At 69.7% G+C, this 16,122-nt stretch carries 13 protein-coding genes; 2 read left to right on the top strand and 11 right to left on the bottom strand.

All coding sequences use genetic code 11. The features are described from left to right. Positions 1 to 90: 90 nt before the first annotated feature. From ACFVS8_RS06945 to ACFVS8_RS06935, 3 genes are read right to left on the bottom strand one after another with little or no spacing between them, the layout of a single operon-like run. Positions 91 to 1,128: an ABC transporter permease gene (locus tag ACFVS8_RS06945; RefSeq protein ID WP_387059384.1), complete on the bottom strand. Its 1,038-nt coding sequence runs from the start codon at positions 1,126 to 1,128 to the stop codon at positions 91 to 93. Continuing rightward, a complete protein-coding gene (locus ACFVS8_RS06940) occupies positions 1,125 to 2,660 on the bottom strand; it encodes a sugar ABC transporter ATP-binding protein (RefSeq protein ID WP_387059381.1) in 1,536 nt (511 codons plus the stop codon). The genes ACFVS8_RS06945 and ACFVS8_RS06940 overlap by 4 nt, the downstream gene beginning before the upstream one ends. Continuing rightward, on the bottom strand, positions 2,657 to 3,961 hold the full coding sequence (locus tag ACFVS8_RS06935; RefSeq protein WP_387059378.1) for an enolase C-terminal domain-like protein: 1,305 nt from the start codon (positions 3,959 to 3,961) through the stop codon (positions 2,657 to 2,659). The genes ACFVS8_RS06940 and ACFVS8_RS06935 overlap by 4 nt, the downstream gene beginning before the upstream one ends. 245 nt (positions 3,962 to 4,206) lie before the next feature. Between ACFVS8_RS06935 and ACFVS8_RS06930 the strand changes: the two genes are divergently transcribed. Then, complete coding sequence (locus ACFVS8_RS06930) at positions 4,207 to 5,208, top strand: fumarylacetoacetate hydrolase family protein (RefSeq protein WP_387059375.1); 1,002 nt, start codon at positions 4,207 to 4,209, stop codon at positions 5,206 to 5,208. 123 nt (positions 5,209 to 5,331) lie between these two features. Here ACFVS8_RS06930 and ACFVS8_RS06925 read toward each other — a convergent pair whose 3' ends face one another. Both ACFVS8_RS06925 and ACFVS8_RS06920 read right to left on the bottom strand, forming a co-directional pair. Further along, entirely contained in the window at positions 5,332 to 6,798 is a 1,467-nt protein-coding gene (locus ACFVS8_RS06925; protein WP_387059372.1) for an aspartate ammonia-lyase, read from the bottom strand. Positions 6,799 to 6,941: 143 nt separating this feature from the next. Then, a complete protein-coding gene (locus ACFVS8_RS06920; protein WP_387059369.1) occupies positions 6,942 to 7,268 on the bottom strand; it encodes a DUF4190 domain-containing protein in 327 nt (108 codons plus the stop codon). A 121-nt stretch (positions 7,269 to 7,389) separates the two neighbouring features. Between ACFVS8_RS06920 and ACFVS8_RS06915 the strand changes: the two genes are divergently transcribed. After that, positions 7,390 to 8,730, top strand: coding sequence for a uracil-xanthine permease family protein (locus ACFVS8_RS06915; protein ID WP_387059367.1), 1,341 nt, complete (start codon positions 7,390 to 7,392; stop codon positions 8,728 to 8,730). Positions 8,731 to 8,804: 74 nt separating this feature from the next. Here the strand turns inward: ACFVS8_RS06915 and ACFVS8_RS06910 are convergent, their stop codons facing one another. The 6 genes from ACFVS8_RS06910 to ACFVS8_RS06885 all read right to left on the bottom strand — a co-directional run bounded on the left by ACFVS8_RS06910 (position 8,805) and on the right by ACFVS8_RS06885 (position 15,812). Further along, a complete protein-coding gene (locus tag ACFVS8_RS06910) occupies positions 8,805 to 10,256 on the bottom strand; it encodes an NCS2 family permease (protein WP_387059364.1) in 1,452 nt (483 codons plus the stop codon). A gap of 101 nt (positions 10,257 to 10,357) precedes the next feature. Then, positions 10,358 to 10,702, bottom strand: coding sequence for a peptidase (locus ACFVS8_RS06905; protein WP_387059361.1), 345 nt, complete (start codon positions 10,700 to 10,702; stop codon positions 10,358 to 10,360). Further along, positions 10,699 to 11,877, bottom strand: coding sequence for an anion permease (locus tag ACFVS8_RS06900; RefSeq protein ID WP_387059358.1), 1,179 nt, complete (start codon positions 11,875 to 11,877; stop codon positions 10,699 to 10,701). The genes ACFVS8_RS06905 and ACFVS8_RS06900 overlap by 4 nt, the downstream gene beginning before the upstream one ends. A gap of 101 nt (positions 11,878 to 11,978) precedes the next feature. Beyond that, a complete protein-coding gene (locus ACFVS8_RS06895) occupies positions 11,979 to 12,461 on the bottom strand; it encodes an 8-oxo-dGTP diphosphatase (protein WP_387059355.1) in 483 nt (160 codons plus the stop codon). Between the two features lie 25 nt (positions 12,462 to 12,486). Next, positions 12,487 to 13,518: a 6-phosphofructokinase gene (locus tag ACFVS8_RS06890; protein ID WP_387059352.1), complete on the bottom strand. Its 1,032-nt coding sequence runs from the start codon at positions 13,516 to 13,518 to the stop codon at positions 12,487 to 12,489. A gap of 170 nt (positions 13,519 to 13,688) precedes the next feature. Continuing rightward, the gene (locus ACFVS8_RS06885) at positions 13,689 to 15,812 is read right to left on the bottom strand and encodes a DEAD/DEAH box helicase (RefSeq protein ID WP_387059349.1); all 2,124 of its coding nucleotides are present in this window, start codon (positions 15,810 to 15,812) and stop codon (positions 13,689 to 13,691) included. Positions 15,813 to 16,122: the final 310 nt, after the last annotated feature.

The raw sequence follows: 16,122 nt of genomic DNA, 5'->3' as shown, positions 1-16,122 counted from the left end.
TTTCGGTGATGCGGGTCGGTGCGGGACGAGTGGTGCGATGGTGCGGATGGTGCTCCCGTCGGGCGGATGCCGCGGTCGACGGTCGTTCGGTCAGGCGCGCCGGCGGCGCAGCATGTCGAGGTAGACGGCCACGAGGATCACGACGCCGACGGCGACGGACTGCCATTCCTGCGGCACCGAGATGATGCGCAGGCCGTTCGTGAGCACCGCCATGATGAGCGCGCCGATGACGGTGCCGACGATCGACCCCTTGCCTCCCTGCAGCGAGGTGCCGCCGATGACGACCGCGGCGATGGCCTCGAGCTCGAGGCCCATGCCGCCGGTGGGCTGCGCCGACGAGAGCCGCGAGGCGCTCAGCACGCCGGCGAGGCCCACGAACAGGCCGGCGAGCGTGTAGATGATGATCTTCCAGCGGCGCACGTTGACGCCCGAGAGCGCCGTGGCGGCCTCGTTCGAGCCGATCGAGAAGGTGTACCGGCCGAGGATCGTCTTCGACAGCAGCACCGCGGCGATGACGATCATCACGATGAAGATCGCGACGCCGAGCGGGAACCGGATGCCGGGGATGATCGACAGGTTCATGATCGACTGGAAGTCGGGGTGGTCCTTGAAGTAGATCGGCTTGGTTCCCGAGATCACGAGCGAGAGCCCCGCCGCGATGAGCATCATGCCGAGCGTCGCGATGAACGGCGGGATGCCGAGCACCGAGATGTTGACGCCGTTGATGAGGCCGATGAGCCCGCCGAACAGGATCGTCGCGATGACGCCCGCCCAGAGCGGCCAGCCCAGGTAGGTGAGGAACACGCCCGCCATGACGCCCGACAGCACCATGCCCGTGCCGATCGAGAGGTCGATGCCGCCGGTGATGATGACGAAGGTCGTGCCGAGGGCGAGGATGCCGGTCACGGTCGCCGCGGTGAGGATCGAGACGAGGTTGTTCGCCGTGAAGAAGTGCGGGCTGGCGAGCGAGAACACCACGACGATGAGGATCAGGCTCGCGAATGCCAGCAACTGCTGCAGCGAGCCGCGCAGGCGTGCGAAGCGCGGGGTTCCCCGGTCGATCGCGGCGAACGCCGTCGTCGATGGATCCCGGTCGGGCTTCGGCGGGGTCACGGTGGGGCTCGTCATGCGATCGTTCCTTCGCTCGAGAATCGGGTTGCGTAGTCCATGAGGTTCTCCTGCGTGGCATCCGCGTTGTCGAGGATCGCCGTGAGGCGGCCCTGTGCCATGACGGCGATGCGGTCGGAGAGCCGCAGCACCTCGGGCAGTTCGGAGGAGATCATCACGATCGCCTTGCCCTGCTCGGCGAGGCCCTTGAGCAGCGCATAGATCTCCTCCTTCGCGCCGACGTCGATGCCGCGCGTCGGTTCGTCGAAGATGAGCACGTCGCAGTCCTTCGCGAGCCACTTCGCGATGACCACCTTCTGCTGGTTGCCGCCCGAGAGGTTGCGCACGAGCTGGGCGCTCGAGGGGGTCTTGATGCGCAGCTTCTCGATGTAGTCGCGGCCGGTCGACTCGATGCGGGCGTCGTTGACGAACCCGAGGGCCGACGTGTAGTCGCGCAGCGCGGAGAGCACGATGTTCTCGCGCACGCTGCGCTCGAGCAGCACGCCGAGGTGCTTGCGGTCCTCGGAGAGGTAGCCGATGCCGTGCTTGGAGGCCTCGGCCGGGTTGCCGATCGACACGGGCGCGCCGTGCACGCGGATCTCGCCGGACTCCTTCGGGTCGGCGCCCACGATCGCGCGGGCGACCTCGGTGCGACCGGCGCCCATGAGCCCGGCGAAGCCGAGGATCTCGCCCGCGTGCACCTCGAAGCTCACGTCGCGCAGCAGCGAGCGGGTCGACAGCCCCGAGACCGCGAGCACCGGTTCGCGCGTGCGTTCGGGGGCGCGCGGGTTCGGTCGCTGCTCCCCCGAGATCTCGCGGCCGACCATGAGCGAGATGACCTCGCGCTGGTCGGTCTCGGCGGTGATCCGGGTGCCGACGTTGCGGCCGTCGCGCAGCACGGTGATGCGGTCGGAGATGCGGGTGAGCTCCTCCATGCGGTGCGAGATGTAGATCACACCGGTGTCGGGCCGCTTGAACCGGCCGATGAGCTCGAAGAGCACGTCGACCTCCGCGTCGTTCAGTGCGGCGGTGGGCTCGTCCATGATGAGCACCTTCGCGTCGAACGAGAGGGCCTTCGCGATCTCGACCATCTGCTGCTTGGCGACCGTGAGGTTCTCGACGCGTTCGCTCGGGTCGAGCGCGAGCCCGAGGCCCTCGAAGAGCTTGCGGGCACGTCGGTTGAGCGAGCGCTCGTCGAGGAAGAACCCCGCCGATCGCTGTTCGCGGCCGATGTAGATGTTCTGCGCGACCGTGAGGTCGGGCATGAGGTTGAACTCCTGGTGGATGATCGAGATGCCCAGTTCTTGCGCATGCTTGGGGCCCTCGATGGTGATCTGCCGGCCGTTCAGGCTGAACGACCCGGCATCGGGCACGTAGATGCCCGCAAGCAGCTTCATGAGCGTCGACTTGCCCGCGCCGTTCTCGCCGACGAGCGCGAGCACCTCGCCGCGACGCAGCTCGAGGTCGACGTCGTCGAGCGCCTGCACGCCCGGGAAACCCTTGCTCACGCCGTGCAGGTCGAGCAGCGGGGCGGATGCCTCGGCCGCAGTCATGCCCGGACCTCGCCGGCGTGCGCGCCCCGCCAGGCGTACTCCTCGATCGAGGAGGCGTGCATCTCGGTGCCGGCGCCCGGAGCGACCGGGGCGAGGTATCGGCCGCGCTCGACGACGACGGGAACCGTGAAGTGCTCGTGCAGGTGGTCGACGAACTCGATCATGCGGCCGTCCATGGTCGTCGACACGGCGACGTAGTCGAACATCGACAGGTGCTGCACCGCCTCGCAGAGCCCGACGCCGCCGGCGTGCGGGCAGACCGGCACGCCGAACTTCGCCGCGAGCAACAGGTTGGCGATGTTCTCGTTCACGCCGCCGACGCGCGTCGCGTCGATCTGCATGACGGCCATGCCGCCGGCCTGGAGCAGCTGCTTGAAGACGACCCGGTTCGCGACGTGCTCGCCGGTCGCCACCCGGATCGGTGCGACGCCGCGGGCGATGGCGGCGTGGCCGAGGATGTCGTCGGGGCTCGTCGGCTCCTCGATCCAGGCGACGTCGAACTCGGCGAGTTCGGTGACCCAGGCGATGGCGTCGGCGACGTCCCACCGCTGGTTCGCGTCGATCGCGATCGGGAACCCGGGGCCGACCGCCGCCCGGGCGATGGCGAGGCGCCGCCGGTCGTCGGCGAGGTCGCCGCCCACCTTGAGCTTGATCTGCGGGAACCCGTCGGCGACGGCCTCGCGGCAGAGGCGGTCGAGCTTCTCGTCGGAGTAGCCGAGCCAGCCGGGGCTCGTCGTGTAGGCCGGGTACCCGACGGCGAGCAGCTCTGCCTCGCGGGCGGCGCGACCCGGAACCGCGGCGCGGAGGATCTCGAGCGCCTCGTCGCGGGTGATCGCATCGGAGAGGTACCGGAAGTCGACGGTGTCGACGAGCTCTTCGGGGGTCATGCGTGCGAGGAGCTGCCAGAGCGGCAGGCCGGCGCGCTTGGCCTTGAGGTCCCAGAGCGCGTCGATCGCGGCGCCGATCGCCATGTGCATGACGCCCTTCTCGGGGCCGAGCCAGCGCAGCTGCGAGTCGTGCGCGAGCAGCCGCCATGCGGCGCCCATGTCGTCGAGCAGCGCCTCGACGTCCTGCCCGACGAGGTGGCCCCTGAGCGCCTCGAGCGCGGCGACCTGCACGTCGTTGCCTCGCCCGATCGTGAAGACGAACGCGTGCCCTTCGTGCCCGTCGCCCGCGTCGGTGCCGATCACGAGGTACGCGGCCGAGTAGTCGGGGTCGGGGTTCATCGCGTCCGACCCGTCGAGCTGGAGGGAGGTCGGAAAGCGGATGTCCGTGGTGTCAACGCTGACGATCGTGCTCATGAGGTCCTTTCGTGGGCAGGACGAGCATAAACATCCGATGTCTACGGCGTCAAGCCTTCATCCGCAGTCGATTTCGGAGATTTTGACCGGAATCAGGCCCGAGACTTCGGATGTCCACGTGCGACCCGCGCTCTCGGGCCGCGGCGGGCCCGCAGACCGGGGTCATCGACATCGTGTCGGATGCCTCCGATGATCTTGTACGTCTCGCACAGGTCGGAGGCGATTCGGCCCGTTAGCCTAGACAGGTGAGATTTGCGCACCTCAGAGTCGACGGCCAGACGACCCCCCGACTCGCGGTGGTCGACGGCGAATCCGCGATCTTCCTCGACGAGGTGATGCGCCGTGCGCCCCGCGACCTGCAGGACCTCATCGAGCAGGGCCCCGAGGGGCTCGCCCGGGTGCGCGCCGCCGTCGGCGCCCCCGACCCCGCGGTCAAGACCGCGAGCGACGACGCGCTCTCGACCGCCGAAGCGGCATCCGGCGAGGCATCGGCATCGGCATCGGGCGGCGCATCCGCCGACGCGGCCTCCGAGGGTCCGGCATCCGTCGACCCCCGCACGCTCCCGCAGCACCGCGTCGCGGATCTGCGCTTCTCCTCCGCCGTGCTGCGCCCGGCCCAGGTCATCGCGATCGGCGCCAATTACGCCGCGCACGCCTCCGAGCTGAAGCTCCGCTCCGAGACCGCGATGACGATCTTCTCGCTCTGGCCGAACTCGCTCACCGCCCACGGCGCGACGACCACGTGGCCGGCCGACCTCTCCGAGGAGGTCGACTACGAGGCCGAGCTCGGGGTCGTCATCGGCCGCCCCGCGCGCGGCGTGCACGCCCGCGACGCGCTCGACTACGTGTGGGGCTACACCGTGGTCAACGACATCACCGCGCGCAACATCCAGTTCAGCGAGGCCCAGTGGTCGAGGTGCAAGTCGTTCGACGGCTTCACGCCGACCGGGCCCGTGGTCGTCACCGCCGACGAGATCCCCGACCCGCAAGACCTCTGGCTCACCACGAACCTCGACGGCAGCATCATGCAGGACGCCTCGACCGCCGAGATGGTGCGCAGCGTCGCCGAGATCATCGCGCTGCTGTCGCGCTCGGCCACGATCCCGCCCGGCACGCTCATCTCGACCGGCAGCCCGGGCGGCGCGGGCTACTCGCGCAAGCCGCCGGTGTTCATGCGCGACGGCTCCACCGTCACCGTGAGCATCGAGGGCATCGGGTCGCTCACGACCCACTGCCGCGTCATCTGACGCCCGTCCACTCCGACGCCGCCGAACGCACGGGCGGATGCCGCGGCATCCGTGTCGCGCGGCGTGCGCGCCGCTGCACGAACGCCGCGGCGCGCCCGAACGGTGCGCCGCGGCATCCGCGGATCACTCCGAGGGCTCGCCCTGCAGCTCGATCACGGGGATGGCCTGCGTGATCGGGCCGATGCCCGAGAGCTTCGACGGCACGAGCTGCGCCTCGACGGCCTCGCGCGTCATGAGGCCAGCCTCGACGACGAGGTCGGCGACCGGTCGCCCGGTGTGCAGCGCCAGCTTCGCCAGGGCGGATGCCTCGGCGTAGCCGATGAACGGGATGAGCGCCGTGATGACGCCCACGCTCGACGCGACCATGTCGGCGAGGCGCTCGGTGTTCGCCGTGATGCCGTCGACGCAGTTGACGCGGAGCGTCCAGCAGGCCTGGCGCATCCAGGTGATCGACTGCAGCAGCGAATGCGCGATGACCGGCTCGAACGCGTTCAGCTGCAGCTGCCCGCTCTCGGCGGCCATCGTGACCGTGAGGTCGGCACCGGCGATCGCGTAGGCGACCTGGCTCACCGCCTCGGGGATCACGGGGTTGACCTTGCCCGGCATGATCGAGGAGCCGGCCTGCTTGGGCGGCAGGTTGATCTCGCCGAAGCCCGCCTGCGGGCCCGACGAGAGCAGGCGCAGGTCGTTGCAGATCTTCGAGAGCTTGATCGCGCTGCGCTTGAGGGCGCTCGAGAAGGTCATGAACACGCCCGTGTCGCTCGTGGCCTCGATGAGGTCGGGCGCGGTCACGAGCTGGTGGCCGGTGATGACGCCGAGGTGGGCGACCGCGCGGCCCGCGTAGCCGGGGTCGGCCGTGATGCCCGTGCCGATCGCGGTCGCGCCGAGATTCACCTCGCCGAGCAGCTTGATGGTCTCGCGCAGGCGCTCCAGGTCTTCGCCGAGCGTGGTCGCGAACCCGTGGAACTCCTGGCCGAGCGTCATCGGCACGGCGTCCTGCAGCTGGGTGCGACCGACCTTCAGCACCTCGTGGAACTCGCGGCCCTTGGCGCTGAACGAGCGGCGGAGCAGCTCGAGCTCGTCGAGCATGGTGGTCAGCGAGTAGGTCATCGCGACCTTGAGCGCGGTCGGGTAGGTGTCGTTCGTCGACTGGCTGCGGTTGACGTCGTCGATCGGGTGCAGGATGTCGTAGCGACCCTTGGCGTACCCGGCGAGCTCGAGCGCGACGTTCGCGATGACCTCGTTCGCGTTCATGTTCGTCGACGTGCCCGCGCCGCCCTGGATCACGCCGACGACGAACTGCTCGTGGTAGGCGCCGTCGATGATGCGCTGACAGGCCTCGTCGATCCACGCGGCCTTCTGGTCGTTCAGCACGCCGACGTCGTGGTTGGCGCGAGCGGCGGCCTGCTTGACGGCGGCGAGCGCGATCACGAGTTCGGGGTAGACCGAGATCGGCCGCTTCGAGATCGGGAAGTTCTCGAGGGCCCGCAGGGTGTGCACGCCCCAGTAGGCGTCTGCGGGGACCTCCACCGTGCCGAGCGAGTCGGTCTCGGTTCTGGTCGGGGTTGGATTGCCTGACGTCGTCGTCACGAACACCTCCGGGTCGGTTCGTGATCGAGCCTACTCGCGGTGTCCCGACCGGTTCCTGAGTGCGCCGTCGATCGCGATCGATCGTCCGGACGCGACCGTCGGCCGGTCGATCCGACCGGCCGACCGCGGGGCGGCAACCCCGCTCAGGCGAACGCGAACGGCAGGAAGGGGAGCATCGCGAGGCCGAAGAGCAGCGCGCCGAACGTGACGAGCACGGTGCCGGCGAGCATGACGCCGTTCAGCACGATGCCCCAGATCGCCATCGTGCGCGAAGCCGGCTCGCGCTTGAGCGCCATGATGCCGAGCACGAGGCCGACGGCGGGCACGAAGAACGTGAAGCTCGCGAAGATCGAGACGATGCCGAGCACGAGGCTCGAGATGCTGAAGCCGTTCGACTCCTGCACGGCGGCGGCCGCGGTGGGAACCTCGGCGAACGGGGCCGGTGCGGTGGTCGTGGCGGTGGTGGTCATGGGAACTCTCCTGTTCGTGATGATGCTCCAACGCTACGAGCCGCGCCGACGGCACGACATGGGGCAAACCCCCCGATACGCTCTCAGGGATCCCCGACGGGTCGTGATCGAACGGAGCGACATGAACTTCACCTGGACCCTGCACGGCGACGGAAAACGCGTGCTCCCCGGGCAGGTGGTCGCGCCCGGCGAACGCCTCAGCTGGCCGCGCACGATCGGGCTCGGCGCGCAGCACGTCATCGCGATGTTCGGCTCGACCTTCCTCGTGCCGATCCTCACCGACTTCCCGCCCGCGACCACGGTCTTCTTCTCGGGCATCGGCACGATCCTGTTCCTCGTCATCACGCGGAACCGCGTGCCGAGCTACCTCGGGTCGTCCTTCGCCTTCATCGCCCCGATCACGGCAGCCCTTGCGGCCGAGAACGTCGCCGACCCGATGGGCGCCGCCCTCTTCGGCATCGTCGTGGTCGGCGTGCTGCTCGCGGGCATCGGCCTGATCGTGCAGTGGCTCGGCACCGGCTGGATCGATGCCCTGATGCCGCCCGTGGTGGCCGGCGCGATCGTGGCCCTCATCGGCTTCAACCTCGCGCCGACGGCCCGCGACAACTTCATGAAGGAGCCGCTGACGGCGCTCGTGACGCTGACGGCGGTGATCGTCGCGAGCGTGCTGTTCCGCGGCATGCTCGGGCGCATGTCGATCCTGGTGGGCGTCGTGCTCGGCTATCTCGTCGCCGCCCTGCTGGGGCAGGTCGACTTCGGTCCGATCGAGGACGCCGCGTGGGTCGGCCTGCCCACGTTCCACCTGCCGTCGAATCCGTTCGCCGACGCCGCGATCTGGGGCTACCTCCCGGCGTTCCTGCCGGTCGTGCTCGTGCTCGTGGCCGAGAACGTCGGCCACATCAAGGGCGTCGCCCAGATGACGGATGCCTCGATCAACCGCTCGACCGGCCGCGCACTGTTCTCCGACGGGCTCGCGACGACCCTCGCGGGCTTCTTCGGCGGATCGGGCACGACCACCTATGGCGAGAACATCGGCGTCATGGCGGCGACCCGCGTGTACTCGACGGCCGCCTATTGGGTCGCGGGCGCGGTGGCGATCCTGCTCGGCCTCTCCCCCAAGTTCGGCGCGGTCATCAACACGATCCCGCCGGGGGTGCTCGGCGGCGTCACGACCGCGCTCTACGGCCTCATCGGCATCATCGGCGTGAAGATCTGGGTCGACAACCGGGTCGACTTCTCGCGGCCCGTGAACCAGTTCACGGCCGCGACCGCCCTGATCATCGGCATCGCCGACTTCACGTTCGCCGTCGGCGGCGTCTCGTTCAACGGCATCGCGCTCGGCACGATCGCGGCCATCGTGATCTACCACCTCATGACGGCCATCGGCCGGGCGCGCGGCACCGACGACGCCCGAGAGGCCGCGACTCCCGATGGAACCGAGGCAGCCGACCGCGCGGGCTGACCCGGGCTCGCCGCGACAACACGGATGCCCCGTGGCCGGTCGGCCACGGGGCATCCGTCGTTCGAGCGGTCGGCTCAGGCGCCGAAGAGCGCCTCGATCGGCCCGCGCGCGAAGTACAGCACGAAGCCGGCGGCGACGACCCAGAGCAGCGGGCTGATGGTCTTCGCCTTGCCCGACAGCGAGCGCACGACGACCCAGGCGATGAAGCCCGCACCGATGCCGTTCGCGATCGAGTAGGTGAGCGGCATCACGATGACCGTGAGGAACACGGGCAGCAGCACCGAGAAGTTGCTGAGGTCGAGGTCGCGGATCTGGGCCATCATCATGGCACCGACGATGACCAGGGCGGCCGCGGCGACCTCGCTCGGCACGATCTGCGCGAGCGGGGTGAGGAACATCGCGAGCAGGAACAGCACGCCCGTGATGATGTTCGCGAAGCCCGTGCGGGCGCCCTCGCCGATGCCGGAGCCCGACTCGATGAAGACCGTGTTCGACGAGCCGGAGGTCAGGCCGCCCGCGACGGCGCCGACGCCCTCGACCACGAGCGCGCTCTTCAGGCGCGGGAAGTTGCCCTTCTCGTCGGCGAGCCCCGCTTCCTTCGAGAGGCCGGTCAGGGTGCCCATGGCGTCGAAGAAGTTGGTGAAGACCAGCGTGAAGACCAGCATGACGACGGTCAGGATGCCGACCTTGCCGAAGTCGAAGCTCACGTCGCCGACGAGGCTGAGGTCGGGCACTGCGAACAGGCTGCCGTTCAGCGCGGGCACCGACAGGCCCCAGCCGCCCTCGTTGTCGACGCTCGAGCCGAGGTGCCAGATCGCCTCGATGACGACCGCGAGCACGGTGCCGGTGACGAGGCCGATGAGCAGCGCGCCCTTGACCTTGCGGGCGACGAGCACGCCGGTGAGCAGCAGGGTGACCACGAAGACGAGGGTCGGGACGGTCGCGATCGATCCGCCGATGCCGAGCCCGACGGGCGGCGAGTTCTGGCCGGTCGCCGTCACGAGGCCCGCGTCGACGAAGCCGATGAACGCGATGAACAGGCCGATGCCGACCGTGATCGCGATCTTCAGCTCGTAGGGCACGGCGTCGAAGATGAGGCGGCGGAGGCCGGTCGCGGCGAGCAGCACGATGATGAGGCCGTTGATGACCACGAGGCCCATGGCCTCGGGCCAGGTGACCTGACCGACGACGCTGAACGCGAGGAAGGAGTTGATGCCGAGGCCGGCCGCGAAGGCGAACGGCAGGCGCGCGACGAGGCCGAAGAGGATCGTCATGACGCCCGCGGTGAGCGCGGTCACGGCGGCGACCGCGGGGAACGCGAGCTGGTTGCCGTCGACGTCGACACCGGCCGACAGGATGATCGGGTTCAGCACCACGATGTAGGCCATCGTGATGAAGGTCACGAGGCCGCCTCGCACCTCGGTGCCGATCGTCGAACCGCGTTCGGTGATCTGGAAGAAGCGGTCGAACGCGCTGATTGGCTTGGCGCTCTCGGGTCGCGTGTCGGGGGCGGTCTCTGTGGTCATCCGGGAACCTTCGATGAGGGACGGGCGCTCGGGTGCGCCCGACGGGTGGACTGTCGGGAATTGAGTTATAGCAGGAGTGTGCCGGCCGGCAGAAGGGCCGGTCAGCTGAAGATCTTGAAGAGGTGCTCGCCGATGATGAGGTAGACGCCCACGAGCACGGCGAGCGCGCTCAGACCGAAGCTCGCGTAGGCGCCGACGAGTGCGAGGCGCTTCTGGCCGTCGGTGAGCGGGCTCTTGCGGGCCGCCTTCGCGGCCTGCTTCTCGGCCTTGCGGATCTCGGCGGGGGTCACGATCGTGATCGCGTCGGTGAACTCGGCCGGCGTCACCACGGGCGTGCGCCCCGAGATGGTCAGCAGGCGGATGCCGAGGGAGTACGCCGACACGACGACGCACGCGCCGACGAGCGCCGACACGAGCACGAGCACGAATGCGAGCCAGTCGATCACTTGGACACCTTGCCCTTCGGCTTCGGGTTGCGCTTGATCTTCACCGCGCGACCGGAGTCGGCGACCTCGCTCGTGACGTTCGAGGCCGAGACCTCGCTGCGCTGGGAGAGCAGGAAGATGCCGACGATCACGCCGGCGCCGACCACGGCGTCGAGGATGACGCCGACCGGGCCGAGCAGCGCGATGAACGCCGCGATCGCGCCCACTGCGCCGGCCGCGGGCAGCGTGAGCAGCCAGCCGACGCCGATGCGACCGGCCGTGCGCCAGCGCACCTTCGAGCCGCGACGGCCGAGGCCCGAGCCGATGACCGAACCCGAGGCGACCTGCGTGGTCGAGAGGGCGAAGCCGACGTGGCTCGAGGCGAGGATCGTCGCGGCGGTGGCGGTCTCGGCGGCGAAGCCCTGCGCGGGCTTGACGTCGGTGAGGCCCGTGCCGAGCGTGCGGATGATGCGCCACCCGCCCATGTAGGTGCCGAGCGCGATGGCGACGGCGCAGGTCACGATGACCCAGGTCTGCACCTCGCTGCCCGCGGTCTGCAGGCCGGCGGCAACGAGCGTGAGCGTGATCACGCCCATGGTCTTCTGCGCGTCGTTGGTGCCGTGCGCGAGCGCGACGAGCGACGACGAGAAGATCTGCGCGAAGCGGAAGCCGGACCGGCCGTCGGGCTTGCCGTCGTAGCGACGAGTGATGCCGTAGGCGAGCTTCGTCGCGAGGTAGGCGATGAGTCCGGCCGTGAGGGGCGCGAGGATCGCGGGCAGGATGACCTTCGAGACGACCACCGCGAAGTCGACGGCGCCGATGCCGGCACCCACGATCGCGGCGCCGATGAGGCCGCCGAACAGGGCGTGGCTCGACGAGGACGGCAGGCCGAGGAGCCAGGTCACCATGTTCCAGACGACGGCTCCGATGAGGCCGGCGAAGATCAGCTGGGGCGTGATGAGCACGCCGCCGTCGCCCTCCTTGATGATGCCGCCCGAGATGGTCTTGGCGACCTCGGTCGAGAGGAAGGCGCCGACGAGGTTGAGGATCGCGGCGAGCGCGACCGCCACCTTCGGCCGCAGGGCGCCGGTCGCGATGGGCGTGGCCATCGCGTTCGCGGTGTCGTGGAAGCCGTTGGTGAAGTCGAAGAAGAGGGCCAGTGCGATGACCAGCACGACGATGAGGGTGAGATCCACCGGCATCTTTCTTGGATCGGACTCGGATCGGTGCAGAGAGTCACCGGATGAACAAGGCGAGCGCCGACAACGATGAGGAAACGGCGAACGCCGGGTAAATCCTACGCGACGCCGTTGCGCTCCTCTACCACGCTCGCGAGGTCGGCTCCGAAGACGAACGTGCGCCGCACCGAACCGCCCGCGAGCACGCCGGGCAGCCAGAACCGCGCGTCGTCCCACATGGTCGCGTAGGGCACCTCGTCGAGCGCGAACCACCGCGGTTCGAGCTCGTCGGATGCCTCGGGCTCGCCGCTCCAGCGGCGCGCGACGAACACGCTCGACTCCTGGCTCCACGACTCACGGTACGGGAACCGGTACGTCAGGAGTCCGCGCGGCTCGAGGTCGTGCGCCTCGACGCGAATGCCCGTCTCCTCGTGCACCTCGCGCGCCACGGCGTCGATCGCGGACTCCCCCGGCTCGAGCTTGCCGCCCGGTCCGACGAAGTTGCCGACCCCGAGGCCGTGGCGTTTGCGCCCCAGCAGCACCTCGGTGCGACCGTCGTGCTCGCGGAGCAGGTAGCAGACGCAGACCTGTGGCAGCGGCATCCGTTCGCCTCGATTCCCGGCGGGCTCAGCCGAAGAGGATCTTCGCCTCGTCGTAGCGCGCCTGCGGAACCTGGTTGAGCGAGCCGACGGCCTCGGCGATCGAGACGGTCTCGATGTCGGTGCCGCGCAGCGTGACCATGGAGCCCCATGCGCCGTCGTAGACCGCGTCGACGGCCGCCATGCCGAGACGGGTCGCGAGCACGCGGTCGAAGGCGGTCGGCTCGCCGCCGCGCTGGATGTGGCCGAGCACGGTCGCCCGCGACTCGATGCCCGTGCGCTCCTCGATCATGGGGGCGATGAGCTCGGCGATGCCGCCGAGGCGCGGGCGATTGAACGCGTCGAGGCCCTTGTGCGAGTGCGCCTCCTCCATGCCCTCGAACTTGAAGCCCTCGGCGACGACGACGAGCGGCGCACGGCCGCGGTCGCGCACCGACTCGACCCACTCGGTGATCTGCTCGATGGTCTGCGGCTGCTCGGGGATGAGGATCGCGTGGGCGCCGCCGGCCATGCCGGAGTGCAGGGCGATCCAGCCGACGTGGCGGCCCATGACCTCGAGCACCATGCAGCGGCCGTGCGAGTCGGCCGTGGTGCGCAGGCGGTCGATCGCCTCGGTCGCGATCTGCACCGCGGTGTCGAAGCCGAAGGAGTAGTCGGTGGCCGCGAGGTCGTTGTCGATGGTCTTCGGCACGCCGATGACCTTGATGCCGCCCTCGTCCCACAGACGACGGGCCGCGGTGAGCGTGCCCTCGCCGCCGATGGCCATGATCGCGTCGATGCCGTTGCGGTCGAGCATCTGCTGGATCTTCTCGGGGCCGCCGCCCTCGCCCTCGAACGGGTTGGTGCGGCTCGACCCGAGGATGGTGCCGCCCTGCTTGGCGAGGCCGCGCACGTCGTGGCGCACGATCGGCATGAGGTCTTCCTCGACGACGCCGCGCCAGCCGTTGCGGAAGCCCACGAACTCGGTGTCGTACGAGATGACGCCCTTCAGCACGGAGCCGCGGATGACCGCGTTCAGTCCGGGGCAGTCGCCGCCAGAGGTGAGGATTCCGATCTTCATGACGCCAGGGACTCCTTGTGTTCGGTGGATCGTCGTTGGAGCCGCTTCATCGGGGCACGACGTTCGGAAGTCTAGCGAACCTCGACTCTCCCGCCATGCCCGTGAACGGGTCGCGAGCCGAGGTCGCCAGATGCCGAAAGCATCGCGCCAGAATCGCCCCCGGAGCGCCCCTAGAGCGCCCCGTCGAGTGCCGCGCGCAGCAGGTGCTGCAGCGCGTCGAGCTGCACCGAGTCGGCGGATCCGGGCTCGACGTCCTGACCGTCGAGCGCGCGTGCCGCGAGCCCCTGCTTGGAGTCGATGAGCTCGGCGATGCGCGCGTCGATCGTGTGCGCGGCGATGATGCGCCACGCGGTGACCGGCTCGTCCTGACCGATGCGGTGCACGCGGTCGATGGCCTGCGTCTGCTCGGCGGCCGTCCAGCTGAGCTCGGCCAGCACGACGTTCGACGCGGCCTGGAGGTTCACGCCGACGCCCGCCGCGGTGAGCGAGCAGACCGCGACCGCGACATCCGGGTCGTTGTTGAACGCGTCGATGGCGGCCTGGCGCTGCAGAGCCGTCTGGTCGCCGCGCAGCGAGACCGTGCGCAGGTCGCGTGCGGCGAGCGCCGACTCGGCCTGGTCCATGACGTCGATGTGCTTGGCGAAGAACACGACCTTGCCGACCGAGCGTGCGAGCTGCGCGGCGTAGTCGGCCGCGAGTCCGGCCTTGGCCTGGCCGATGCGGCGCACCATCGTGAAGACGTTCTCGCCCGACTTCGCCGACTTCGACTCCTCGAGCTCCGCGCTCGCGACGGCGCGGATGAACTGGTCGCGCAGGTCGTCGTCGAGGTCGCCGACCCGGAGGTTGCGCGACTCGACGAGCGCGCGGAACCGGCCGACGAGGCGGTTGCCGAGCTCGCGTTCGGCCGCGCGCACCGAGCGCCCCAGCTCGTCGTCGAGTTCGACGGGCAGGTCGGCGATGCGCTTGGCCGGGAGGTCGGCGGCGACGTCGACCTTGCGGCGACGCACGATGCCGAGGTCGATGACGGTACGGCGGGCCGACGCGTAGAAGCCGGACTCGGCGGGGGTGAGCCCGTTCTCCTCGAGCAGGCCCAGCAGGCGCGGCGACGGCTTGTCGCCGTCGATCCAGCCGAGGAACTGCCAGATCGCGCGGAAGTCGTCGACGTCGTTGATGAGCGGCGTGCCGGTGAGGGCGAGCAGCAGCGGGTCGCCGCCCGGGGTGCCGCGACGGATGCGGTCGGCGAGCGCGAGCACGTTGCGCGAGCGCTGCGACTGGAGGTTCTTGATGAAGTGGGCCTCGTCGACGACCATGCCCTTGAAGCCGAGGGTCGACAGCCACGCCATGTGGCGGTCGAGCACGTCGTAGTTCACGACCACGACGTCGGCGAAGGCGTCGAGCGTGTCGCCGTCGCCGTGGATGACGGTCGCGCGGCGGTGCGGGGTCCACCGCTCGACCTCGCGGGCCCAGTTCATCTTCACGACGTTCGGCACGACGGCGAGCAGCGGGTACGCGTCGGCGACGGATGCCGCGAGCACCGACTGCGCGGTCTTGCCGAGGCCGGGCTCGTCGGCGAGCAGGAACGTGCGGTGCCCGTCGCGGGCGGACTCGATGAACCGGGCCTGGTGCTTCATGAGCTCGAGGCCACGGGGCGCGAGCCGGTCGATCTTCGGCGCCTCCGGAAGCTCCATCGAAGCGGCCTGGCCGCCCGAGCCCTGCTCGAAGGCCTTGAACAGGGGGCCGAGCAGCTCCCAGTTCGCGAGTCGGCGCACGGGAGCCGCAGGCGCGACGGGCTTCGAGAAGTCGGGGGCGAGGAACGGGTTCGCGAGCTGGCGCGACTTCACCGAGGCGGGGATCACCTGGTTCTCGGCGAGCACGGGCTTGACCTCGGCCTCGCGCGTGATGATGAGCTCGTCGGGGCTGAGCTCGGCCCCCGACTCGAGCAGCCAGTCGCGGCGGAACCGCTGCGCGACCGTCGAGATCGAGGCATCCGGTTCGAGCAGGGTGATGAGGCTCGTGTCGCGCGCCGCAGTCTTCGCGAGGATCTGCGCGATGCCGTCGAGGCGCTTCAGCAGCTCGGCGCGGGCGTTGTCGGGCACGTCGGAGTCGGACTTCACCCTGGCGCGCTCCTCGCGCATGAGCAGCGCGATGACCTGGAATTTCGTCCGGTTGGTCGGGCCGAGCTTGCCCTTCTGCGCCTTCTGCTCGACCTCGCGCACCTTGCGCGCGAGGATCGGGATGATGGGTGCGTCGTCGTCGCGCGAACGCGTCCGCTGACGCTGCCTCGTCTGGGCCATGATCCTCCGGGGTATCGGGGCTCGTCTCCTGGGCGCCTGCCCGTCGCCGATCGCGGCGGCCGGCACCGCTCGACGCATCGGCGGATGCCGTCGGTGCAGTTCGGGCGAACCCCCGCTCGAGGAGGAGACCTGATCGAGCAGGAACACTGCTGGTGGGTGAACACTGCAGGAGGTTGAACACTGTTCGAATGAACACTGACCGAGCAGCGTGCGGGCGGGGCTCGCACGGTCGGACGAAGAACGGTTCGCCTGGGCGCAGGCTCCATTCTAGCCGCAGTGCGCCGGATGCCGCGAAAACACGCGGCAACGC

Origin of the sequence: Agromyces sp. NPDC058110, from assembly GCF_042884735.1 — a bacterium.
Taxonomy (GTDB): domain Bacteria; phylum Actinomycetota; class Actinomycetes; order Actinomycetales; family Microbacteriaceae; genus Agromyces.
Note: the sequence above shows the minus strand (reverse complement) of the source record. Positions and strands in the feature narration are given on the sequence as shown.